Genomic DNA, 22,618 nt, shown 5'->3' on the forward strand with positions numbered 1-22,618 from the left:
AGTAATAATGACTTGTACTAAATTCAAATTAACAACTGTTGCAGCCCTAGTTTTGGCTGCAACTAATGCCAACGCTGCGCTTTACAAGGTCGTTGAAGTCACTCCTTCAATTACAGGTGCCTCTGAAATCTATGGTGTGGCGATTCAACCTGGTGTTGCGACAGACGGAACGAATGAGCTTGCGTTAGGTTGCTTCGATTCAGCTGCAACCAACTGTACCGATAGTGCATTTAAACTTGCTGGTGAGACTCGCGATACGCTTGAAGCGGTAAGTTATCGTGAAGAAGTACCATTCGCAATGGATGCACCATTTCAGTACATTCAAGAGCGTGATGATTTCGAAAACTATTGTTATCGAGAGCTGAGATATTCTACATGTGAAAGTTGGGCTGAAAACCGTTGGAATGACACTTGGAGTAAGGAAAGAAATGACCTTACTCACGTAAATGCGAAAGCGTTTGTTGAAGGTGGGGATACTTTTGAAACTCGCAATACGGTAATCAATTCTTTAGATGAGAATGCCCAACCTGTGGGGATCAAATCCAAAGATGATATTCGCAATAATGCATTGTTTACGACGACAGCGGCGCCAACTGGAGCTTCAGAAACTCGTGCTTGGAAAGCGATAACGGCAAGCAACGGTACCGTTTACAATGTAGGTAGTATCTCTGAAGAGTTTGATCCGACTGACACTTCTGAACCAGATAAGGCGTTTGCTTCTAAAGCGGCAATTTGGGGTGGCACAACAACAAAAGAAATTGATTGGGTCAGAAGTGGTAATGCCCAACAAGGCGATTATTTTGCTCAAGGCAGTATGCGTTCAATTGTTGAGTCGAGTTCGATCTTTTATGGTGTCGGTTACAACACTGTAGATGGGAATGGCGACCTTCAAGACATGAACGCAAGTGTTTTTGTTAGTGATTCATTAGACATTTCAGGCTCTTGGTCAACGAAAGTTATTAGCGGTGCAGAGGTTAAGTCTGGTTCATCTAACGATGATGCTAGATACAGTAACTCAGTAGCAACCGATATTAACGACAACTTGTTTGCAGTTGGATATTCAAAACGTAACGGTTATGTTCCTGAAAATGGTAGTGCCGGTAATAAGCCTTTTATTGTAACGGATGCTAAAAACCCAACAGCAACGTATTTGTCTGGCGGTATCTTCTTCAGTGGCTCAAGCGGTGAAGCTAAAGCGGTAAATAATTACAATGAACTTGTTGGCCAGATCGATGCGGAAACGACGCGTGAAGTCGATGGCAGCGAAAGAAGACACAGAGGCTTTATTTACCCTTACGATCTCCCGTCTTCAACTGATGAACGCCGTGTTGATATTTTTGGTGGTAAAGCATGGTGGTTAGATGACTTAACAAATGATGGTGATGCGTCTAGTCACAATAACCAATTTAGAATCATTGATGCGACGGATATCAATGATGCTGGCGTGATTTCAGCAACGGCTATCAAATGTACAGTCGACGGTAATGATAAGCCTTATGACACAACATCACACAACTCATACTGTGGTGGTGCCTCATCTAACGCAGTCGAAAAGGTTGTAGCTGTTAAGCTTATCCCAATCAAGGGAGCAAGGTATGACACTGGCTCTGACATTGATAGCGTAGTAACTCGTAGCACCGACACCGAGAAAGTTGAGCGCCAAGGTGGTAGCCTAGGTTGGTTAACTTTGACTGTGCTTGGTCTATTAGGGTTCCGCAGAAAATTTAAATAATTTTATCTCCTGAGCCCGAGTTCACAATTCTGAACTCGGGCTTTTTTTCACCTTGAGAAAAGTGAAAATTTGACCGATTCTTAAAGTTGGAGTCACAAAAACTCCGTAAAGTTGTAATCATTGTATGTTAGTAAATGTAACACCCGTATGAGGACTGCACTATGAAGAGACAAAAGCGTGATCGACTAGAACGAGCACAATCTCAAGGCTACAAGGCTGGTTTAAATGGACGGTCGCAAGAAGCTTGCCCATATAGCCAAATGGATTCTCGGTCTTATTGGTTAGGTGGATGGCGTGACGCCAAAGATGACAAGCAATCAGGTCTCTATAAGTAGATAGGGCGTAAAGAATTCAAGGTCAGGGCTCCATTGTCTGTTGATTACAACGGCTGGAGCCTTGTTAGTTTCAGAACAACACAAAGACTCCCAGAGCTATGTAGCATTCTAGTTTCGCTATCATAAGCGTATCGCTGGTGGATTTATCCTGTTTCAAGCTTAATACGGGATACTTTAATGCACTATAACTAAACTTATTGGAACGAAAATAAAGCAGCCATGGGCTGCTTTACTAAAAATCTAACTATTAGATTAGAATGCTGACGTATCTTGGAAAAGGCCAACTTTCAAATCTTTAGCAACGTAGATCTCTTTACCATCAACAAGTACGCGACCATCCGCAAGGCCCATAACTAGACGACGGTTAACAACACGCTTCATGTGGATCTCGTAAGTTACTTTTTTTGCAGTAGGTAGAATTTGACCAGTGAATTTCACTTCGCCAACACCTAGAGCACGGCCTTTACCTTCGCCGCCAACCCAACCAAGGTAGAAGCCAACAAGCTGCCACATTGCGTCAAGACCTAGACAACCAGGCATTACTGGGTCACCCGGGAAGTGACAATCGAAGAACCATAGGTCAGGAGTAATATCCAGCTCAGCAAGAACTAAACCTTTACCGTAATCACCTTCAGTTTCAGACATCTTAGTGATGCGATCCATCATTAGCATGTTCGGTGCTGGTAGTTGAGGGCCTTGTGGCCATAGTTCGCCTTGGCTTGATGCTAGAAGCTCTTCGCGAGTGTAAGAATCACGTTTGTTTTGCATTATCAATTACTCCGATTTTTGATAGGTGCATATTAGTGAACAGGTGTACGCTAAACAAGTCCGATCAGTACTAGACAAACCAGTTTTTAATGCGTCCAACGATTCCAATAGGGTGCTCATGTCTTTCAAAGTTTTCAATACGTTCCGCGATTTTACTCAGAACGCTTTCTTGTTCATCGTCTCTAAATGGCTTGTTCATAATGAGAGGAATTGCTTCGTCTACATTAGACACAGACCAAATATGGAATTCTTCATTCTTAATGCTTTCAATAAGGTCAGGCTTTAGTGCAAGATGCCTTAAGTTCGATCTTGGAAGGATCACACCTTGTTCGCCTGTTAAGCCGTTGTGCTTACACACATGGTAGAAGCCTTCGATTTTCTCGTTTAGCCCGCCAACAGCTTGCACACGTCCAAATTGGTCAACTGCACCTGTAACCGCAATTTGTTGATTGATAGGGTATTCAGACAAAGCACTCACCAGAGAACAAAGCTCAGCAAGAGAAGCACTATCGCCGTCTACTTCGCAATACGATTGCTCAAACACAACAGAAGCAGCGTATGGCAACGGATCTTCAAGGTTTAGTGCGCTGCTCACAAATGCTTGCATGATCATCATGCCTTTAGCATGAAGATTACCACCCAGCTCGGCTTTGCGCTCAACATCGGCAATATCACCATCACCAAAGTGAATAACACAGGAAATTCGTGCAGGTTCACCATACGATATTGGGTGTCCCGGTACATCGATGACCGTCAATCCATTAACTTGACCAACTTGTTCACCTTCAGTTTCGATAATGACTTGGCCATCACGAATATCATCAAGGGCGCGTTCTGGTAGATAAGATTCACGGTTGTATTTGTGCTGTTGAGCTTGCTGGATATGGTGAATATCAATCTCACCATTGTCGGCTTCAATCAAAGCTTCGTTCAATAACGCGTTGTGCCAAATAGGGCACAGTGGGATATAGCTTTGATCTTCGGTTTCTCTTGCTCCGGCAGTAAGAATGCCAGTCAACGCTTGTTGCGTGATGGTTGGCAATTCATAACGTTGTTGAAGCCACTTAAGGTAACCAAGATATTGAGTCAAAGTCTCTTCAGAGAGCTTGATATCTTGTTCAATTTCGCTAAATAGGCAAAAACCGGTTTGAATATCGCTGTCCAGGTAATCAAGGTCACCTAGTTGAGCTCTGTCTCCAACCACAATCAACTTAATGTTGTAAGTCAAAGGCAAAGTCGGGGATTGGTTCAAGTGCTCTGGATTACTGCTGATTGGTTCTACGACTTCACCAAGCAGTGCTGATTTAAGCAGTAACCAGCTTCCTGGGTTGGCCAAGATCAAGTTTGCTGAAACGATCAGATAGCCGTTGTTTGCTCTAGCCAGTAGGCCGGGCTTTGTCGCTACAACCTTACCGTCTTTTGACTGAACTTGGTCAAACAGAGAGACAGCATTTAAAGACTCAGTTTTTATAACCGGTAGAGTGTGATCATCTAAAGCAGTGACTAGAGATTCAACAATCATTTGACGATAGATCGAATTGTCTGGAGCGTTTACAAGTAAAACACGCGAAAGGTTAGACAAACGGACAAAGCGGGTTAGCGCATCTTTGAATCTATGTTGAATATCTGAAAACGGGAAAGGCGAGATGTCAGGGAATTGCTCTAATTGAGCGCTATATTCGTCGTACTGAGGCGTAACATGTCGCCAATCTACTTGAGTCATTTAAGTTTCTGATTATGATAATGAGGTAGGGAGTATATAGAAAAACCGATCTCGCTTGTAGCTCTATGTTGTAGTTACTAATCACTAAGCTAATATAAGTATGATCTTGGTCTATTCTTTCAAGATCATAATTGTTAAATAGCCTATTTTGGGTTACGCTGTCACTAGGATTAACTCTCGAGATTAGACATGAAATATCAGCAACTTGAAAACTTGGAATGTGGTTGGAAATGGAACTATCTGGTCAAAAAATGGAAAGAAGGCGAGTCGATCACCTGCCACATAGATTCAAGCGAAGCTGACGTTGCTGTTAAAGCCTTATTGAAGCTTGAACACCAACCTACAGGTGTCCCTGAGTGGATATCTAACAACATGTCTCCTGAGCTCGATAACAAGCTTAAACAAGCGATCAGAGCTAAGCGAAAACGCCACTTCAATGCTGAACAAGTTCATACAAAGAAGAAATCAATCGACCTTGATTACCGTGTATGGGAAAAGCTATCTCAACGTGCGAACGAGCTAGGTTGTACGCTCTCAGATGCCATCGAGTATTTGGTTAGCGAAGCGTCTCGTAGTGAGCAGGCCAGCAAGACGGTGACTAGCCTCAAAGAAGACTTAAGCAAGCTCCTTTCTGACGATAAATAACCATCAACAGTAGTGGTGACATTATGATGTACGTAATCTTAATCGGTGCGGTATTAGTTTTTTGGTTAGTAGCAGTCGACCGACCGGTATTGAAAATTAAATTTAGCTACGGGGCGATCGAACAAGTTAAAGGGCATCTTCCACCGAGCTTTAAGCACAACCTTCAAGAGATTGCTCATAACAATACCTTTAAAGGCGAGCTAAAAGTGTATGCAAAACGTTCTGGTTACAATCTCAAGTTCACTAAAGATGTTCCTAAAAACGTACAGCAACGTATTCGTAACGTGTTCCCGCATAATGGTTTTAAGTCTAAAGGCTCAAAGAAAGCGTAATCGTTGAGAGTTACGCGTTAGCTGGTCAATCCTCATACTAAGTTAATCCTTCATTTCTCTTAAATCTCCGCATACTGTTCTCACCCTCAACAAAGAGAGAGCAGTATGAGATATCTAGTATTACTATTATGTTTTTTATCCCCAGTCGCTTTTCCCGACGATGCATTGGTTAATCCTGTAGCTAAAAAGATAAAAGTCACCGTCATGAAAGGGCTCAACAAGAGTAATGTTGATTTCGAGGGTTATTGCGATCTGATGATTGAGATGAAGCACTCTAAAGGTTATGCAAGAATCAAAAAGGTGAGAACGTCTGGAGATAGTAAAGTTTGCAAGCAGGCGAAAAAACACCTACCGACGAAGAAAAGGTTCAAATACAGCTTTCCAGAAAAGTATATCCGGCTACATATCACACACTAGCCACTCTCAACGCACTATAACTAAATATCCTTAATTTTATTGAAACAATTTCGTGAACCAATCTCTAATTTCTATTAATATTAGTTTTGTTATAAAGGCAGGATATGCCGATACAAGAGCATTTACGACAAAGGAAAGTCACGGTTGTTGTTAGCAAATAAAAGTTATACCCCTGAAGTAGTTGAGATCTCAAGGAAGGTCTCAATCAATGTTGAAGCTCGCTTTAATCGATGGTTAATCTCACCTGAATATAAGCTCGCACAATCTACAGTAGACACGTTACTAAGTTTGGAAAATAGGTATTGTGATAGTGTCATATTTGATGAATCTGACCGCATATCTCACAATCAACGTATTTTATTGCGCTGCGAGCAGGATAGAGTCAATGCTCATCGTGAAAAAGTCGACGCGAAGCAACAAACCTTACGATACGTTATCGATGATGTCAGCAATGCCGCTTCTGCGCTAATGCTTGAGAAGCTTCAAGGTACCTTAATAAGTTCGTTGTTTTCAGACTTACCCGATTACAATCAGTTCGCTAGTGTTGCGTATTCGCCATCTTTAAACTTTTCCAAACTCCATGAAATATCCGCGAAAAGTAGGCCATTGAGCTCAAGTTTAATCGAGTTTGTTTCCAATCAAGAGTTTGCAGATAAATATGGAAAGAAATCTAAGGTAATTCTCGATCCAAAAGTTGCAGCACGACAAATAGGAATAGAAAATTGTCGTTTATTGTTCCCATTGTTAATGAGTCAACAGCTGATTAAGTGGAATGATGTCAACATTAAACACATCACACCTAAGGTTTGGCAACACTTGGTCGTGACGTCAAATGCGACTCGAATTCGACTTCAAGAAACGTCGGTTAAAGATCCTAACGTAGGCATTTTACTTGGTGTGTTGAGAGTTCTGCCTTTGTTTTTAATTTGTAACCACTTTTCTTCAACGTTTGAAGACGCATTGGTAAAAACGATGCTTGGTTATCGTGAAGCAAGTGACAAGCATGACGAATATTATGCTTGTACTGAGGTGATGCCAAACACACAGTTTCTTGAATCAATGGTCGAGCAGCTAGAGCTTAAGCTACTAAAAAACCTCGTTGAATTTATAGATTGGAGTCCTGGAAATCAGTTCATCAAGAGGGCACTTCTAGAGGATGTGAATGACATTCCAGTACTTGAGCGAACGGTTTATGGTGCAGCTTTGGCTCAAGGTAGAAAATATTCTGTTTTCGAGGCGTTAGATAATAGTGAACTATTTAACGTTAAGCACCGACCTTATTGGTTTTCAACTGTTCAAATGTCTATCGCGACGATTGAGCAGATGCAAGATAAAGGATTGGGAAAGCTTACGGTGAACATGTAATAAAAAGAGAGAGTCTCATTAATGTCGCTCTCTTTTTTGTTGCGCTGTAACTTTATGTGAATGTCTTGTTTTGGCGCTAAACAGTAGGATTACACTCTACTTAACTGACCACTTCGAAGGTAAACGACTCTTGCTTTGCTATTGCGTGTTTAACAGGGATACCAAGGCGCTGGCAAGTCATCAGAACTTTCAATTTCCTGTCGGCAGGAGCGTGCTCTGACAGAATCACCGAGCTTAGGCACTCTCTATTAAGGTAGAGTTTATTTCCGATCATCTCGTCATCAGGTAATACCCAGCGGTATTCCTTTTCATAACGCCAATTAGAATGCTTAATTTTGAATATCTCAGCTCCCAGTCTTGATGTTTGTAAACCTCTTAGCGATGCCGGGCGGAACATATTCGGTTCGTCTTCATACTGGACTTCAAAACAGTTGAGATTGGCCTCGCCGTTATAGCAGTTGAGATCATACTCGATACACATGCCTTTAAAGTTGTCACCATACTGCGACCATAGTATTGGGTGGTCGTTCGACTGAGAGAAACACATGATCTTAAAGTTTTGTTGAAGCTCTTTGTTGAATGCGTGGTTAGATTCAAAAGGGTTATTAAAAGTTTTAGCGTAATCAAACCACAACGAACACTCGGAAATAGATTGTATGTTTCTGTCGTGGAGCGATCTGAACTTATAAAGTTTAGGCAACATATCAAACACCTAGTTTACAAAATTGCCTGATGTTAACACTTTAATTTACTTTTAAGGATTGAATGCATAGCATTTGATTGCTTAACCACCAAATTTATTCATATAACTGTTTGATAGATCAAAATTTAAACGCGAAATAGTAGCCTGTTAAAGTGGTTTATTTTGCGTTAAGGCTAAGTTTTCAGGCTGCAGCTTTAAATAAAGATACAACGTAACTTTTATAGACTGATTCAGTCAAGATAAAGGACCGATTAAAGCCCACTTTAGAGAGTAAGGCTTTGCTAGAGTGGGCTAACGGTTATTCGAAGGGGTTAAAACTTGTATCGCGCACCAATATAAGCGGTTTGTGAAGAAACATCGACATCGTAGATTTCAACACGTGCATTTCGGTAGCCAAGGTGAATGTCGATATTGTCTGAGACTATCGCACCAAGCTCCGCACCAACTTGGTAAGCTGCTTCTGATTTAGATTCCGAGGTTCCTGGCATTTTTACGTCCATATCCATCGAGCCAACACCAGCTAATAAAGATACATACAGATCTAATACGTCACCTTCAACAATAAACTTTGGTTTAATGTTTACGAAGAAAGCATGGCCTTCAATATCCATTAAGTCGTTATAGCTAACTTTTCCGATTTTTCGGTACTCGGCTTCTAGCCCCAGTTTGACGACATCATGTGTATTGAATTCGTAGCCTCCAACCAAGTTATAGCTAAAGTCTGATAGATCAGATGAATCTTCAATGGCGCTGCCACGATATTCTAATTCAGTTTCATTATAAAAGCCGATATCAACACCAGCATAAAAATGACCATGCTCTCTAGGTGAGTTTTCGTTTTCACTAGCAAGCGCCTGCGAGCTGATGCCAAAAAAAGCGGTGAATAGCGATAGGGCGATTGTACTGATTTTCATGTAAAGCCTTCTAAGATAATAAGTTATTCTGTTCCAGAATATGTTAACAAACAAAAGATACTCTAACTAATTGAGAACTAGCCTAAAGATCTGATTTTAAAGACTTGTTGGTAATAGAAGTGTCATTATCGCAGTTATGAGACAAGTTAATATAGTCCAGACAGAGGTTAATAGAATTTATGTTGCACTGTAACTTACGATTAGCCAAGTCGTTTATAGAAGTTCGTTTTGGATGGCAACGCAGTTTGGTAACAATGACCGTTGGGCATCAGAAAATTCAAAGTTAGTGGTTTGAAAAACGAGTACGGATGTTACTGATGACGTTGATAGTTGATTCAATTTGGTGAAGAACAAGCCAACATAGGTAAACAAGACTAGATGATTCGGGAGTTCGCTTGGTCTTTTGGGACCGTTAAATCTAGCGAACAAGAGTAACCAAGTCTTTTCAGTTTATTGGTAGTACGGACAATAGACCGAGAGTTAGTGGAAGCGTTAATCATCTAGGTTCTTTTGGTAAGCAAAATCAGGGTAATAGCTTTTAACACTCAACCAGCAGAGACTCTGGACTAACTTTGGAGAGGCATCCGTAATTAGAAGTCTTAATTAAGTTTGAGCAGACATGTGATAAAGCCATCACGATTTAATCCAATTAACGCGGAGTCAAAGCCAGCCAGTAATTAAATAGATAGATTCATGCGGCGCTGTACGTAAAATTACGCGAGTAACAGGCCCTGAAACCTCTCAGATTTCAATCTCCTTTTTGCTGCGTATTATGTATATTATGTTAAATGGTGTTTGGTATTTATAAGGCAGGTATCTTTGTGCGATGCCCTGCCTCTTGTTTATCTACCAAATCGATGTTCTATTTAACAGTAAGGCTATTTACCATAAAATACCTAATAAACATATTTCCTAATCTTCGATTAAGAATACGTTTATTAGACTTCAAGCATTAATCGATCAATTGCTTCTGTGATCTCTTTAGTTCTTACTGGCTTGGTCACGAAATCATTCATGCCGACATCTAAGCACGAACATTTGTCTTCTACTGATGTGTGTGCTGTTAGCGCAACGATTGGTGTTTTGATGTTTGCGTCTCTCATGTATTTGGTTGTGGTTAATCCATCCATGACCGGCATCGACACATCCATTAAGATAATGTCTATTGATTCGTTGCCTCTTTCAATAAAGCCAATCGCTTCTTCACCATTACTTGCGATGAAAACCTCGTGGCCTTGTCTTGTAAGGATTAACTTTATCACCATTTGATTCGTTGGATTGTCTTCGACAACTAACACTGAATAACGGCTTCTTAACTCTCGTGAAGATTCGTCTTCTTTGTTAGCCAGATTATTCGTAACTCTAGTAAGCACTGGCAACTGTACTTCGAATTTGGAGCCTTTTCCAGGCTCACTCTTTACCGATATGCGCCCGCGCATTAGCTCAACCAGTCTTTTAGTGATGGCCAAGCCTAAACCTGTGCCACCAAATCTACGTGTGATTGTGCTATCAGCTTGCACAAATGGACTGAACAGCGACGAAAGTTGTTGCGAGCTAATGCCAATCCCTGTGTCTTCCACCGTTATATAGAAAGAGCTCTGCTGGTACTTTATAGAAACATGGACATGCCCACGCTCAGTGAACTTAATCGCGTTACCGATCAAATTAAATAGGATCTGTGCCAAGCGACTTGGGTCGATGTAATGAAGTTCACCTTCAGGGATATCGCTAGTTACTGTTAGCGGCAAACCTTTATCGTCTGCTGTCTTCTTTTGTTCAGATAATACAAAAGTTACAGTGTCTCTTACGTTGCTCCATCGAGGAGCCAACGAGAAACACCCAGATTCAATCTTAGAAAAATCCAATACGTCACTGATAATTGCCAGCAATAGCTCAGATGATGTGCTCATATTAAGCAGTATAGACTGTTGTTCTTCGTTCAATGATGTGGATTTTAGGGCGTCTATTAGGCCAATTATGGCATTTAGCGGTGTTCTTAATTCATGACTCATCATCGCGAGGAATTCAGACTTGGCCTTGTTGGCTCTTTCTGCGTCTTTTCTTGCTGTGACAAGCTCTGCGGTACGTTCTCGAACGGTTGCTTCAAGCTTTTCTTTGTTCTCAATATCGAAAACAGCACGCTCTATCAACGGTCGAAAACGGTTTAGTGTGGCCTTAGTTTCAATACTAAAGTGCTTGGTATTCGAGTGGATAAAGATGATGACGGATTGTGTTAGTCCGCTATCGATACCAGTAATTAGAACAGAGTTGATTTGATCGAGGATAATGGGATGTAAGGAATTGAATTCACCCAGAGACTTGGGTTCAAAAAGGATGGCGCATTCTCCATTGATCACTCGAGATAACTTGCCACAATCACTCCAATTCATCTGTTCGAAGACTTTGTTATTGCTTAGCAGGGTTTTGAAACTGCCTTCGTTCCCTACCCTTGATACCACGATAAAGTCATCAAACTTAATGTATTTTTTGAGCACGAACTCGAGACTGGAGAATATCTCAGATATGTTACTTGCCTTACTGATCGCAGAGATGGTTGATAAGATCACCCTGTTCTCTTCAGCCAGCTTTCGCTCACGGGCTTTTAGTTTTTGCAGTTCAATACGTGCTTCTTGCAGCGCTTCTTGACCTTCAGACCCCATTACTTTTTCAACCTATAAAACGTTGCAGACGATACCATTAAATTCCCGTGTGCATTCTCGCCACCAGAGAGCCTGCCTTGTTCACCAAACGTAAATGGACATATGTATGGGAGCCCATTAAGTGCTTGATTTATTTGGTCACAAACCTCATCCATATCTTGTTTAAGGTTCAACATTGAGCCTGCACAAAAGATATTGATCGCCCCTAGTTTCTCTTCAAGATCCATGTCGTTGTAGTATGAGGAGTGAATGATATTCGCGGCGCGGCTAATCAACTGCTGCTTAGACCCTTGCATCAGGTAGATGGTGTCGCCTTCACTGATGTCTGTGAACAGCTCAATCCCATTACACTCCGTCTCTCTGATCGAATGAGACAATTTGAAATATGGGTAATCGTAAGAAGAGCCGACTTTCCTGCCTAATGGGTAGACTGACGACTTTTCGAATATGTAGCCATCATCACTGCCATCTAAGTGGAAATTAGTCCATTCGTTGTAAACGGTGACGGCTGGCCTGTGGTCTATCTCCAACAAAATTCGGTTTCTTACTTTGGTCACGGTGCCTGAATACCGCGTAGGCGTATGACCCGCGCTGAAAGAGGAATAGATGGACTGAGACGCAAACACTACCGTTAAAGACACACCATTTATAGACAGCGACTCTTCGGTGAAGATACTCCAATTTCCGGAAACCTGGTTGTCTGCAGCACTGCCACCAATAATTGGCACTTCAGTACCAAATTTCTTATCGATAGCCGCCATCACCTTTTCTTCGTTACCCGGTGTGGAATGCAGCAAGATAAGATCAGGAATTTCACCTTCTCGGTTGGCGTTCTTGAGTGCTTTGTCTATCGCGCTGAAGGTACTGCGGTCTATGGAGTCGCTGAAATGTTCGATTCCCGTACCATAGGCGTTGATCCCCGAGTCATGAATAATGAGGACGCCAATGACTGGACCAGAATGAAAACCAGTTTCGGTCATAATGCCGTGACAAGTGGTGCAGCCATGTATTGGGGTGTTAGGGAGAGCATCTACGAAATATCTCTGCACAGCGAGTGTTGAGTACTCTTCTGTGCAGTAGCAAATAAGACAGGCAATATCGTCAGGGTTTTCTACCCCATTGAGCAACTCATCTACTGCGATTTTATCGTCTAGGGAATAAGAGACTTTTGATAGAAATTTCATAGATTCCGGGAAACTTTATTAATGTCCTCTTTATAACACTTTAATGCATGGTGTTTCACTGATTTGGTACATATTTCTATCAAAAGAACCGAGGCGTGACTCAGTTTTCCCTCTATTACTCTTTAGAAAGGTTTACGGAAAACGTGCTTATCTGTTGTGGAAATGTAACTGTTATTGAGGAGGTCTTATCATTAGTTTGTAACAGCCAATTCGAAGGCCCTTTTTCTTCTAGAATTCCGCTTTCATTATAGCTAATGATAAATTTGCCAGTTTTAGATGTTTCGATCGAATACCCTAGGTTATTGCTTGAAACTGAAACATTATGATTATCAATGCCAAATTTACAAGGTTTTGAAACTATACAGTTTACTGTTTCGTTATTATCGTATGTTACTGTTCTCCAAGTAAATGCAGCTATTAAAATAACCAACATGACGATAATTTGAACAAGCCTGCCTTTTGTTAGCTTTTGTGCCGCCATTATAATCTTTACTCCTTGTTACAAAGTTCAAAGTTTTTAAATAAAAATCCAATTCCAGACCAAGCGTAAGGTTACTACTCTGTCATTGATTTGTTAATTCAAGTATAGTGTCGCGTTGAAAATGCCACTTTTTTTTAAAATCAGCAAGTGGAAATAAAGCCCTGAATAGGCTGAATTTCCTTTTCTAATTTGGGTGGCATTACGACGTGAGTCGTGTTGGAAGTAAAGTGTAGTAAATAAGAAATTGGAAGCATGCAAATGAGCCAAGAAAAGCAGCTTGAACAAAACTACAACTATACGGTCGTCCGTCAATTTACCCTAGTTACAATTTTGTGGGGTATTGTCGGTATGGGCGTTGGTGTTTTGATTGCCGCTCAATTAGTTTGGCCACAGCTAAACTTTGATACGCCGTGGTTGACGTACAGTCGTTTACGTCCCCTGCATACTAATGCGGTTATTTTTGCGTTCGGTACAAGTGCGCTGTTTGCAACATCATATTATGTTGTACAACGTACCTGTCAGACGCGTCTCTTTGGTGGCCCTCTCGTAGCCTTTACCTTTTGGGGTTGGCAAGCGATTATCCTGTCCGCTGCAATTACTTTACCGTTAGGTTTAACCTCTGGTAAAGAATACGCAGAACTTGAATGGCCAATCGATATTGCTATTACTCTTGTGTGGGTAGCTTATGCGGTCGTGTTCTTCGGAACCATGATTAAACGTAAGACATCGCACATTTACGTAGCAAACTGGTTCTTCGGAGCCTTCATTATCACGGTTGCCGTGTTGCACATCGTTAACAGCCTAGCTGTTCCTGTCTCTGCGTTTAAATCGTACTCGATTTATTCCGGAGCGATCGATGCAATGGTGCAATGGTGGTACGGACACAATGCGGTAGGCTTCCTATTGACAGCTGGTTTCCTAGGCATGATGTACTACTTCGTTCCTAAACAAGCTGGTCGCCCTGTTTACTCTTACCGTTTGTCGATTGTTCACTTCTGGGCTCTCGTGTCTCTGTATATCTGGGCTGGTCCTCACCACCTACACTACACTGCACTTCCTGACTGGACTCAATCTCTAGGTATGGTTATGTCTTTGGTTCTGTTTGCTCCATCTTGGGGTGGCATGATCAACGGTATTATGACTCTATCTGGTGCGTGGCATAAGCTTCGCTACGACCCAATCCTACGTTTCCTAATCGTTTCTCTATCATTCTACGGCATGTCGACTTTCGAAGGCCCAATGATGGCAATCAAAACGGTTAACGCACTATCTCACTACACGGACTGGACTATCGGTCACGTTCACTCTGGTGCGTTAGGTTGGGTTGCAATGGTTTCTATCGGTTCGGTTTACCACTTAGTTCCTAAACTATTTGGTCAAGAGCGTATGTACTCTGTATCCCTAATCAATGTTCACTTCTGGTTAGCAACGATTGGTACGGTTTTCTACATTGTAGCAATGTGGATCTCTGGCGTGATGCAAGGTCTGATGTGGCGTGCAGTTAACTCTGACGGTACATTAACTTACAGCTTCGTTGAATCTGTAGAAGCGTCTTACCCGTTCTACTTTGTACGTTTCTTAGGTGGTTTCATCTTCCTATCTGGTATGTTCTTAATGGCATACAACACGTACAAAACTGTTTCTGCACCTAAAGATAGCCTTAAAGCTATCCCTCAACCGGCTTAAGGAGATTTAGAATGAGCTCAAATTCAAATAATCGCCATGAGTTGGTAGAGAAGAATGTTGGCCTACTAGCGATTCTTATCGTTATTGCTATCAGTTTTGGTGCTTTAGTAGAAATTACCCCACTTATTTTCCAAAAGCAGACTACTGAACCTGTAGAAAATCTACGTGTTTACTCTGCTCTGGAAATGGAAGGTCGTGATATCTACATTCGCGAAGGTTGTAACGTATGTCACAGCCAAATGATTCGTCCTTTCCGCTCTGAAACTGAACGTTACGGTCACTACTCTGTAGCTGGCGAAAGCGTTTGGGAACACCCATTCCTATGGGGTTCTAAGCGTACTGGTCCTGATTTAGCGCGTGTTGGTGATCGTTACTCTGATGAGTGGCACCGCGTTCACCTTATCGACCCTCGCGAACTTGTTCCTGAATCAAACATGCCTGGTTTCCCATGGCTTGCTGAGAATGTACTTGATGGCAAATTGACTAAACAGAAGCTTGAAATCTTCCGTAATCAATTTGGTGTTCCTTACACAGACGAACAAATTGCTAACGCTAAACAAGATGTTGAAGGAAAAACAGAGATGGATGCAATCATCGCTTACCTTCAATCGCTTGGCCACGCAATGAAATAAGGAATAATTATGGACATTATTACATTTCAAAGTGTTTGGACTGTTACTGTTTTTGCTTGTTTCATCGGCATCGTTTGGTGGGCTTTCGGTAAAAATCGTAAGTCGCGCTTCGACGAAGATGCAAACCTAGTGTTCGCTGATGAAGCACCTGCGAAAGATAAAAATCAAGGAGTGACGAAGTAATGAGTACATTCTGGAGTATTTGGGTAACAGTAATCACAATCGGTACATTGATTGGCTGTGCAGCCTTACTTCGTTGGTGTTCCAACGATAAAACAGGTGTAGAAGAAGGTCAGGATATGGGCCATGAATACGATGGTATTCGTGAGCTTAATAACCCGCTACCTAAATGGTGGACATACCTTTTCGTTAGCACAATTGTGTTTGCAGCTGTTTATCTAGCTCTATACCCAGGCCTTGGCAACTTTAAAGGTCTACTAGGTTGGACGAGTTCAAACCAAACAGTTCGTAGCGTAGAAGAGTCTCGCTCTGCAATCGCTGCTGCGCAAGCAAACAAACAGTTAGACGCATACGCGAAAGAGCTTGATGATGCAGACACCTACTTTGGTGAAGCATTCAGAAAGCTAGCTCACGACGAAAATGGTCTACGTTCCGTCCCTGACATTGCATCAGATGCCGATGCAATCAAAGTGGGCCAACGTTTGTTCCTACAAAACTGTTCTCAGTGTCACGGCTCTGATGCACGTGGTCAGAAAGGTTTCCCGAACCTAACTGATGACGCATGGTTATATGGTGGTGAACCACAAGCTATCGTTACTACCATCATGCATGGTCGTGTCGGTCAAATGCCAGGTTGGAAAGACGCTCTTGGCGAAGAAGGCGTAAAAGAAGTAGTTAGCTACACGCTTAGCCTTTCTGGTCGTAGCGTAAACGCACGTGAAGCAGAGGCTGGTAAAGCTCGCTTTGTAGTGTGTGCAGCGTGTCACGGTACTGATGGTAAGGGTAACCCTGCTGTTGGCGCCCCTGACCTGACTGACCGCGACTGGCTATTCGGCGATTCTCGCGCTGATGTGACGGAAACAGTCATGTACGGACGTTCTGGTGTAATGCCGGCTTGGAAGGACATCCTCGGTGAGGATAAGGTTCAGCTCGTCTCTGCCTACGTCTGGAGCCTCAGCAACTCAGATAAAGAGTAACATAATAATAACAGCCCCTTCTTAAGGGGCTGTCTTTCTTTTACAGTTATAACCTTAAGTGTTTGTAAAAATTAGTTTTATTTCATTGTATATATTGAGAATAATAATATGGAACAACCTTGGTATAAGCAGTTTTGGCCGTGGTTTTTGATCTTCCTAACCGTTGGCGTTTCTATGCTAACATTGGTTCGAGTCGCGATACTTACCAACCATTCAGTTAACGTTGTCACTGAAGATTACTATAAAAAAGGTAAAGGTATTAATGTCGACATTTCGAAAGTAAATGTTGCTAAAGAGCTTGGCTTATCAGCTTCAGTTAGCGAGAAAGGTAACTCAGTTATCATTACTCTCGACAAAGGCAAACTAGACCACTTCCCTGCTATTAGCGCAATGTTCGTGCACCGAACGCTGCCTGACCGTGATTTTACTCAGCTACTGACCGCTGATGCGAGAGGCAACTACACGTTGACTCTGGATCATGAAATGCAAGGTCCATGGTTTATCGAGCTTTCTCCGCATGATTCTGAATGGTTAGTGCAAGGTCGCATGAACTTCCCTATTGATACTCCTACTCAACTAACGAACTAAATCTTATGTGTGAATCCTGTTATCACTGCGGTGAAGATGTACCAGCGGAAACGGATTTTAAAGTAGAAATCTTAGGATCGGTGCGACCTATGTGTTGTCCGGGTTGCGAAACCGTAGCCCAGACAATCGTTGATAGCGGTCTGGTCTCTTACTACCAATATCGTACCGCTCCAGCTGAAAAAGCGGATCTCGTGCCAGAGCAACTTCTGGCACTCAGTCATTACGACAACGAAGATGTTCAATTGGAGTTCGTCCGTAACTCTGAAAACACCTCTGAAGTGACATTGTCACTAGAAGGTGTCTCTTGTGCTGCTTGTGCTTGGCTTATTGAAAAGCAAGTCTCTTCAAAGTTAGGGGTTGTTAGTATTCGTGTTAATACCACGACTAACCGCGCCCTGCTCAGTTGGGACAACACTCAGACGAAACTGAGCGAGCTGTTGTCTGCAATCCATACCTTAGGCTACAAAGCCGCACCTTTTGAGGCTGATCAACAAGAAGCCGCCTATCATCGATCGATGAAGAATTATCTCTATCGTCTTGGTATTGCTGGTTTAGCAACCATGCAGGTCATGATGCTGGCTGTGGCGTTGTATCTTGAAGTCTTCGGTAACCTTGAGCCCGAATTCAAAAGCTACTTCCGTTGGGTGAGCTTAATCTTTGCAACACCGGTTCTGCTCTACTCTGCATTGCCTTTCTATATCAACGCGTGGCGTAGCCTCAAAGGTCGAACATTGGGTATGGATGTACCTGTGTCGATCGCTCTTTTGTTTGCCTACGTTGCAAGTTTGGTCGCAACGGTGACAGAGAAAGGTGAAGTATTCTTCGAATCTATCTCGATGTTTACCTTCTTCCTACTGCTTGGTCGTTTCCTTGAAATGCGCGCTCGTCGTAAAGCCGCCGCTGCTAGTGGTAACCTGCTTAAGCTCGTTCCTGCTATGGCAACAACGTTAGATGGCGAACAAGTTCCAGTCAAAACCTTAAAAGTTGGCGACCAAATTCGCGTTCTACCGGGTGAGCACATTCCTGCCGATGGCAAAGTATTGTCTGGCAGAGTTCATATCGATGAATCGATGCTGACTGGCGAATCTATCCATGTGGTCAAAAACGAAGGCGATACCGTCTTTGCTGGTACATTGAATGGTGATGAATCATTTGAATTGGAAGTAATGACGTCAAAAGCGGATTCGGTTATTTCCAATATCGTTCGCCTGCAAGACGAAGCGCAATTGTCTAAACCCCGCATTGCAGAAATTGCTGATGTTGTGGCTCGATACTTTGTTGCGGTGATCTTAATCATCTCATTCGGTACTTGGTTTTACTGGCACCAAACACGACCAGAAGACGCTTTCTGGATCATGCTTTCGGTATTGGTAGCAACGTGTCCTTGTGCTCTGTCACTGGCAACACCGACGGCGATTACTTGTTCAACGTCTCGCATGGGTAACTTCGGTATTTTGCTGCGCAAAGGCCACGTATTCGAAACCTTGTGCAAAGTGAATCACTTGATCATCGATAAAACAGGTACATTGACTGAGGGTGATATTCGTATCAGCCAAGTTGAAACCTTCGCTGAACTTGATAAAGACACTTGTCTCAAAGTAGCGGCGAGCCTGGAACAACACGCTAACCACCCTATCGCTAAGGCGTTCAAGACTCATCTTTCTGATGAGATCGAAGTAGAGTCAGTTAATAACGTGATTGGTTCAGGTATCACTGGTGAGTGGAATGGCCAAGAAGTTGCGATTGGTAGTAGTGAATTCATTCTAGGTGAAGCTCAACCATCGGAAAGCAACGGCATTTACTTGTCGATGGCGGGTCGTCATATCGCTACATTTACTTATGAAGATCCAATCCGTAAAGAAAGCATCGAGTTTATTAAGCAATTTAAAGAAGCGGGCATCAAAACAACTCTGCTTACTGGCGATTCTTTGATTAACGCGAAGCCTGTTGCTGAAGAGATTGGTATTACTGATATTGTTGCTAACGCGAAACCTGAAGATAAACTTGCTTACCTGAACTCTCGAGATGCAAGTGACATTACCATGATGGTTGGCGATGGCATTAACGATGCCCCTATTCTTGCAGGTGCCCACCTTTCTGTCGCTATGGGCGGCGGTACAGACGTGGCGAAAGCTTCTGCGGATATGGTGTTACTGGGTGATAAGCTCGATAGATTACTTAAGTCGCGTACTTTGGCGTTAAAAACACGTAAGATAATTCGTGAAAACCTAGCTTGGTCATTAGGATATAACTTACTTATCCTTCCATTGGCTGTCGCGGGTTTGGTTGCTCCATACATTGCCGTTGTGGGCATGTCTGCCAGCTCTATTATTGTTGTGTCTAACTCGTTAAGGCTTTTAAAAGAGCAAGGTAAATAATGGAAAGTTTATACATCCTGATCCCCATTGCGATTGTACTGGTGTGCATCGCTGTTGGTATTTTTCTATGGGCGGTGAAGAGCGAACAGTTTGAAGACCTAGAACGTCAAGGTCACAATATACTGTTTGATGAAGACGAAAAGGCTCACAACCATTCTGATAGTAAACCTGTCAAGAATGAGAAAGCTAACAGCGAAAGCCAAACTAACGTAGACAAAAAGAACGATGACGCCTGATTGGATCGGAGCCTTTGTTGTTGGATTGATCGGCGCAGGCCATTGCATGGGAATGTGTGGTGGTATTGCGTCGCTTCTTTCGATTGGCAACAGTAAACCTTCCCCTGTTATTCCCCTACTTTATAACCTAGGGCGCTTGCTAAGTTATGCCGTGATTGGTGGTGTGATTGGCGGTGCAATCTCTTCGATAGGTCAGCTAAGCGATTTTAACGCTCTGCTAGGTTGGCTGCGATTATTTGCAGCTGGCTTTATGATCGTCTTAGGTTTGTATATCGGTAAATGGTGGTTCGGCTTGTTGTTCTTTGAAAAAGTCGGGCAGAAACTATGGCGCTATATCTCTCCTGTAGGTAAATCATTTCTACCCTTGAAGCACCCTAGCCATGCTTTGCCGTTTGGCTTTATTTGGGGGTGGCTACCATGTGGCTTAGTTTACTCAATGCTTACGTGGGCGGCCGTATCAGGAAGTTGGTACAACGGTGCCGGTATCATGCTTGCTTTCGGTTTAGGTACGCTTCCAGCAATGCTCACAGTAGGCATGGGCGCTAATTTCCTCAAAAAACTGCAACAAGCTGACTTATTTCGCCAATTAGGCGCAATTTTAATCCTCCTTTACGGTTTCTATACCGGATATATGGCATTGCAGCTCATTATTTATACCGTATAGGTAATCTTTAAATCCGGTTTTTTTACTACCCAACTGGATAAAGGAATGCTAAAATATTGACGTATATCAAATAGTGAAAGATTGTTATGATTTCTGAAAAGCCTGTGACGAAACGTGTTCAGTCTGGTGGCTGTGCGATCCATTGCCAGGATTGTAGTATTAGCCAGCTCTGTATTCCGTTTACTTTGAATGAATCTGAACTCGATCAACTTGATCAGATCATTGAGAGAAAAAAGCCTATTCAAAAAGGCCAAGAGTTATTTAAAGCCGGTGACGAGCTTAAATCTCTATATGCTATTCGCTCTGGAACGATCAAGAGCTACACGATTACCGAGCAAGGTGATGAGCAGATTACTGCATTCCACCTAGCGGGCGATCTTGTTGGCTTCGATGCGATTACTGGTGACCAACACCCTAGTTTCGCACAAGCGCTAGAAACTTCTATGGTATGTGAAATCCCATATGAGATTCTTGATGACCTATCAGGAAAAATGCCTAAATTGCGTCAGCAAATTATGCGCCTGATGAGTAACGAGATTAAAGGTGACCAAGAAATGATTCTGCTTCTTTCTAAGAAGAACGCGGAAGAGCGTCTTGCTGCATTCCTTTACAACCTTTCTACTCGCTTCTCTCAACGTGGCTTCAGCCCGCGTGAGTTCCGCCTAACGATGACTCGTGGCGATATTGGTAACTACCTTGGTTTGACTGTTGAAACAATCAGCCGTCTTCTAGGTCGTTTCCAAAAAGCAGACATCTTGAGCGTTAAAGGCAAATATATCACTATCGAAGATCACGATGCGTTGATGGAACTTGCTGGTGTTTCAAAAGAATAGTCTAGATATCAATGATGTAGTTCAATAATGAGCTACATCATGTTTCTCTCTTAAAACCTCTTATATTTCTCTTAATCTCTCCATAACTACGCTACATTATTTATATGTTCGGTCTGAAAAGTAGGCTTAGTTATGAGTATCTATAACAAAATTTTAGTTGTCGCAGACATTAATCACGATGAGCAACCTGCTCTAGTTCGTGCTATCCAACTTGCCAAGAAAAGCACCTCAACAAGCCGCATCACTTTCTTTTTGTCGATATACGACTTCTCGTATGAAATGACATCTATGCTCTCTATTGATGAAAGAGACGCAATGCGCAAAGGCGTAATTCATCAACGCGAAATTTGGATGAATAAAGTCGCAGAACCTTACCTAGATGATTCTATTGAATTTAATGTACAAGTGGTTTGGCATAACCGCCCATACGAAGCGATCATTGCCGAGGTTTACAGTGGTGAGCACGACATCTTAATCAAAGGTACGCGTAAACACGATACTTTGGAATCTGTCATCTTCACTCCAACCGATTGGCATCTGTTGAGAAAGTGCCCTAGCCCAGTGCTATTGGTTAAAAACGATTTCTGGCCAGATCACGCGAAGATTTTTGCTTCAGTTCATGTAGGTTCTGAAACAGAAGCTCATTTAGAGCTTAACGATACGATGGTCGACAGATTGCTAGAGATCACCGGTCGTTTGGATGCGGAACCGTTCTTGGTGAATGCCTACCCTGTGACACCTGCGAATATTACCATTGAACTGCCAGAGTTTGATCCAACGTCTTATACCGATGCGGTTCGTGGCCATCACTTAACGGCAATGAAAGCATTGCGCCAGAAGCACGGTATGTGTGAAGAACAAACTGTGGTTGAACAAGGCTTGCCAGAAGATGTTATTCCTCGCGTCGCTTCTGAAAATAACGCTGCGATGGTGATTCTGGGTACAACGGGTCGTACTGGCTTGTCTGCCGTGTTTATTGGTAATACCGCGGAACATGTTATCGATAAGATTAACTGTGATGTGTTGGCTCTTAAACCGTCTGGTTACGTCAGCCCACTAGATCCTAACCTTTCGAAAGGTTAGGTCAGGGATAGTTTAACTCATAAAAAAACGCCTCAAGCATTGCTTGAGGCGTTTTTGTTGTGCGCCGAGCATGGCGTTGATCTAGGAGGTGAAAGTCCTCTA

General features: G+C 42.5%; 23 protein-coding genes. 16 read left to right on the top strand and 7 right to left on the bottom strand.

Annotated elements, in window-relative coordinates:
- Positions 1–7 precede the first annotated feature (7 nt).
- Entirely contained in the window at positions 8–1,732 is a 1,725-nt protein-coding gene (locus AB6E52_RS13235) for a DUF3466 family protein (RefSeq protein WP_102321154.1), read from the top strand.
- 161 nt (positions 1,733–1,893) lie between these two features.
- Positions 1,894–2,067 (top strand): ribosome modulation factor, encoded by a 174-nt coding sequence (gene rmf, locus AB6E52_RS13240; protein ID WP_017059676.1) that lies wholly within the window; start codon positions 1,894–1,896, stop codon positions 2,065–2,067.
- 252 nt (positions 2,068–2,319) lie between these two features.
- Here the strand turns inward: rmf and fabA are convergent, their stop codons facing one another.
- Positions 2,320–2,835: a bifunctional 3-hydroxydecanoyl-ACP dehydratase/trans-2-decenoyl-ACP isomerase gene (gene fabA, locus AB6E52_RS13245; RefSeq protein WP_017059675.1), complete on the bottom strand. Its 516-nt coding sequence runs from the start codon at positions 2,833–2,835 to the stop codon at positions 2,320–2,322.
- A 70-nt stretch (positions 2,836–2,905) separates the two neighbouring features.
- Positions 2,906–4,558, bottom strand: coding sequence for a Lon protease family protein (locus tag AB6E52_RS13250; protein ID WP_102321155.1), 1,653 nt, complete (start codon positions 4,556–4,558; stop codon positions 2,906–2,908).
- A 189-nt stretch (positions 4,559–4,747) separates the two neighbouring features.
- Here AB6E52_RS13250 and matP point away from each other — a divergent pair, with 189 nt between their 5' ends.
- The 4 genes from matP (at position 4,748) to AB6E52_RS13270 (ending at position 7,317) form a co-directional block, all read left to right on the top strand.
- Positions 4,748–5,203, top strand: coding sequence for a macrodomain Ter protein MatP (gene matP, locus AB6E52_RS13255; RefSeq protein WP_102321156.1), 456 nt, complete (start codon positions 4,748–4,750; stop codon positions 5,201–5,203).
- Between the two features lie 23 nt (positions 5,204–5,226).
- The gene (locus AB6E52_RS13260) at positions 5,227–5,535 is read left to right on the top strand and encodes a DUF3634 family protein (protein ID WP_102321157.1); all 309 of its coding nucleotides are present in this window, start codon (positions 5,227–5,229) and stop codon (positions 5,533–5,535) included.
- A gap of 105 nt (positions 5,536–5,640) precedes the next feature.
- Positions 5,641–5,952, top strand: a complete 312-nt coding sequence (locus AB6E52_RS13265; protein WP_017059671.1) for a hypothetical protein — start codon at positions 5,641–5,643, stop codon at positions 5,950–5,952.
- A 144-nt stretch (positions 5,953–6,096) separates the two neighbouring features.
- The gene (locus AB6E52_RS13270) at positions 6,097–7,317 is read left to right on the top strand and encodes a hypothetical protein (RefSeq protein WP_102321158.1); all 1,221 of its coding nucleotides are present in this window, start codon (positions 6,097–6,099) and stop codon (positions 7,315–7,317) included.
- Positions 7,318–7,417: 100 nt separating this feature from the next.
- On the opposite strand, the gene AB6E52_RS13275 is transcribed toward AB6E52_RS13270, so the two are convergent.
- The 5 genes from AB6E52_RS13275 to AB6E52_RS13295 all read right to left on the bottom strand — a co-directional run bounded on the left by AB6E52_RS13275 (position 7,418) and on the right by AB6E52_RS13295 (position 13,259).
- On the bottom strand, positions 7,418–8,020 hold the full coding sequence (locus AB6E52_RS13275; RefSeq protein WP_017059669.1) for a DUF2971 domain-containing protein: 603 nt from the start codon (positions 8,018–8,020) through the stop codon (positions 7,418–7,420).
- A 311-nt stretch (positions 8,021–8,331) separates the two neighbouring features.
- A complete protein-coding gene (locus tag AB6E52_RS13280; protein WP_102321159.1) occupies positions 8,332–8,934 on the bottom strand; it encodes a porin family protein in 603 nt (200 codons plus the stop codon).
- A 938-nt stretch (positions 8,935–9,872) separates the two neighbouring features.
- A complete protein-coding gene (locus AB6E52_RS13285; protein WP_017070552.1) occupies positions 9,873–11,594 on the bottom strand; it encodes an ATP-binding protein in 1,722 nt (573 codons plus the stop codon).
- Positions 11,594–12,778 (bottom strand): FIST signal transduction protein, encoded by a 1,185-nt coding sequence (locus tag AB6E52_RS13290; protein ID WP_102321160.1) that lies wholly within the window; start codon positions 12,776–12,778, stop codon positions 11,594–11,596. Before AB6E52_RS13290 ends, AB6E52_RS13285 begins: the two co-directional genes overlap by 1 nt.
- A 115-nt stretch (positions 12,779–12,893) precedes the next feature.
- Entirely contained in the window at positions 12,894–13,259 is a 366-nt protein-coding gene (locus AB6E52_RS13295; protein ID WP_102321161.1) for a hypothetical protein, read from the bottom strand.
- Positions 13,260–13,511: 252 nt separating this feature from the next.
- Between AB6E52_RS13295 and ccoN the strand changes: the two genes are divergently transcribed.
- From ccoN to uspE, 10 genes are all read left to right on the top strand, one after another.
- The gene (ccoN, locus tag AB6E52_RS13300) at positions 13,512–14,945 is read left to right on the top strand and encodes a cytochrome-c oxidase, cbb3-type subunit I (RefSeq protein ID WP_009846707.1); all 1,434 of its coding nucleotides are present in this window, start codon (positions 13,512–13,514) and stop codon (positions 14,943–14,945) included.
- Between the two features lie 11 nt (positions 14,946–14,956).
- Positions 14,957–15,577 (top strand): cytochrome-c oxidase, cbb3-type subunit II, encoded by a 621-nt coding sequence (gene ccoO, locus AB6E52_RS13305; RefSeq protein ID WP_017059643.1) that lies wholly within the window; start codon positions 14,957–14,959, stop codon positions 15,575–15,577.
- A 9-nt stretch (positions 15,578–15,586) separates the two neighbouring features.
- On the top strand, positions 15,587–15,760 hold the full coding sequence (locus AB6E52_RS13310) for a CcoQ/FixQ family Cbb3-type cytochrome c oxidase assembly chaperone (protein WP_004733679.1): 174 nt from the start codon (positions 15,587–15,589) through the stop codon (positions 15,758–15,760).
- Positions 15,760–16,734, top strand: coding sequence for a cytochrome-c oxidase, cbb3-type subunit III (gene ccoP / locus AB6E52_RS13315; RefSeq protein ID WP_017063857.1), 975 nt, complete (start codon positions 15,760–15,762; stop codon positions 16,732–16,734). The genes AB6E52_RS13310 and ccoP overlap by 1 nt, the downstream gene beginning before the upstream one ends.
- A gap of 108 nt (positions 16,735–16,842) precedes the next feature.
- A complete protein-coding gene (locus tag AB6E52_RS13320) occupies positions 16,843–17,322 on the top strand; it encodes a FixH family protein (RefSeq protein WP_017059641.1) in 480 nt (159 codons plus the stop codon).
- A 5-nt stretch (positions 17,323–17,327) separates the two neighbouring features.
- Positions 17,328–19,700, top strand: a complete 2,373-nt coding sequence (locus tag AB6E52_RS13325; RefSeq protein WP_029235846.1) for a heavy metal translocating P-type ATPase metal-binding domain-containing protein — start codon at positions 17,328–17,330, stop codon at positions 19,698–19,700.
- Complete coding sequence (gene ccoS, locus AB6E52_RS13330; protein ID WP_017059639.1) at positions 19,700–19,936, top strand: cbb3-type cytochrome oxidase assembly protein CcoS; 237 nt, start codon at positions 19,700–19,702, stop codon at positions 19,934–19,936. The genes AB6E52_RS13325 and ccoS overlap by 1 nt, the downstream gene beginning before the upstream one ends.
- On the top strand, positions 19,926–20,600 hold the full coding sequence (locus tag AB6E52_RS13335; protein ID WP_102321162.1) for a sulfite exporter TauE/SafE family protein: 675 nt from the start codon (positions 19,926–19,928) through the stop codon (positions 20,598–20,600). Before ccoS ends, AB6E52_RS13335 begins: the two co-directional genes overlap by 11 nt.
- Positions 20,601–20,686: 86 nt before the next feature.
- Entirely contained in the window at positions 20,687–21,433 is a 747-nt protein-coding gene (locus tag AB6E52_RS13340) for an FNR family transcription factor (RefSeq protein WP_017059637.1), read from the top strand.
- Positions 21,434–21,565: 132 nt separating this feature from the next.
- Positions 21,566–22,516, top strand: coding sequence for a universal stress protein UspE (gene uspE, locus AB6E52_RS13345; protein WP_102321163.1), 951 nt, complete (start codon positions 21,566–21,568; stop codon positions 22,514–22,516).
- The last annotated feature ends 102 nt before the right edge of the window (positions 22,517–22,618 follow it).

The organism is Vibrio sp. 10N.247.311.13 (assembly GCF_041467595.1).
GTDB lineage: Bacteria > Pseudomonadota > Gammaproteobacteria > Enterobacterales > Vibrionaceae > Vibrio > Vibrio crassostreae_C.

Coding starts and splice junctions, on each gene's coding strand:
- AB6E52_RS13235 (WP_102321154.1), top strand. CDS start 8: ATGACTTGTACTAAATTCAAATTAACAACTGTTGCAGCCCTAGTTTTG.
- rmf (WP_017059676.1), top strand. CDS start 1,894: ATGAAGAGACAAAAGCGTGATCGACTAGAACGAGCACAATCTCAAGGC.
- fabA (WP_017059675.1), bottom strand. CDS start 2,835: ATGCAAAACAAACGTGATTCTTACACTCGCGAAGAGCTTCTAGCATCA.
- AB6E52_RS13250 (WP_102321155.1), bottom strand. CDS start 4,558: ATGACTCAAGTAGATTGGCGACATGTTACGCCTCAGTACGACGAATAT.
- matP (WP_102321156.1), top strand. CDS start 4,748: ATGAAATATCAGCAACTTGAAAACTTGGAATGTGGTTGGAAATGGAAC.
- AB6E52_RS13260 (WP_102321157.1), top strand. CDS start 5,227: ATGATGTACGTAATCTTAATCGGTGCGGTATTAGTTTTTTGGTTAGTA.
- AB6E52_RS13265 (WP_017059671.1), top strand. CDS start 5,641: ATGAGATATCTAGTATTACTATTATGTTTTTTATCCCCAGTCGCTTTT.
- AB6E52_RS13275 (WP_017059669.1), bottom strand. CDS start 8,020: ATGTTGCCTAAACTTTATAAGTTCAGATCGCTCCACGACAGAAACATA.
- AB6E52_RS13280 (WP_102321159.1), bottom strand. CDS start 8,934: ATGAAAATCAGTACAATCGCCCTATCGCTATTCACCGCTTTTTTTGGC.
- AB6E52_RS13285 (WP_017070552.1), bottom strand. CDS start 11,594: ATGGGGTCTGAAGGTCAAGAAGCGCTGCAAGAAGCACGTATTGAACTG.
- AB6E52_RS13290 (WP_102321160.1), bottom strand. CDS start 12,778: ATGAAATTTCTATCAAAAGTCTCTTATTCCCTAGACGATAAAATCGCA.
- AB6E52_RS13295 (WP_102321161.1), bottom strand. CDS start 13,259: ATGGCGGCACAAAAGCTAACAAAAGGCAGGCTTGTTCAAATTATCGTC.
- ccoN (WP_009846707.1), top strand. CDS start 13,512: ATGCAAATGAGCCAAGAAAAGCAGCTTGAACAAAACTACAACTATACG.
- ccoO (WP_017059643.1), top strand. CDS start 14,957: ATGAGCTCAAATTCAAATAATCGCCATGAGTTGGTAGAGAAGAATGTT.
- AB6E52_RS13310 (WP_004733679.1), top strand. CDS start 15,587: ATGGACATTATTACATTTCAAAGTGTTTGGACTGTTACTGTTTTTGCT.
- ccoP (WP_017063857.1), top strand. CDS start 15,760: ATGAGTACATTCTGGAGTATTTGGGTAACAGTAATCACAATCGGTACA.
- AB6E52_RS13320 (WP_017059641.1), top strand. CDS start 16,843: ATGGAACAACCTTGGTATAAGCAGTTTTGGCCGTGGTTTTTGATCTTC.
- AB6E52_RS13325 (WP_029235846.1), top strand. CDS start 17,328: ATGTGTGAATCCTGTTATCACTGCGGTGAAGATGTACCAGCGGAAACG.
- ccoS (WP_017059639.1), top strand. CDS start 19,700: ATGGAAAGTTTATACATCCTGATCCCCATTGCGATTGTACTGGTGTGC.
- AB6E52_RS13335 (WP_102321162.1), top strand. CDS start 19,926: ATGACGCCTGATTGGATCGGAGCCTTTGTTGTTGGATTGATCGGCGCA.
- AB6E52_RS13340 (WP_017059637.1), top strand. CDS start 20,687: ATGATTTCTGAAAAGCCTGTGACGAAACGTGTTCAGTCTGGTGGCTGT.
- uspE (WP_102321163.1), top strand. CDS start 21,566: ATGAGTATCTATAACAAAATTTTAGTTGTCGCAGACATTAATCACGAT.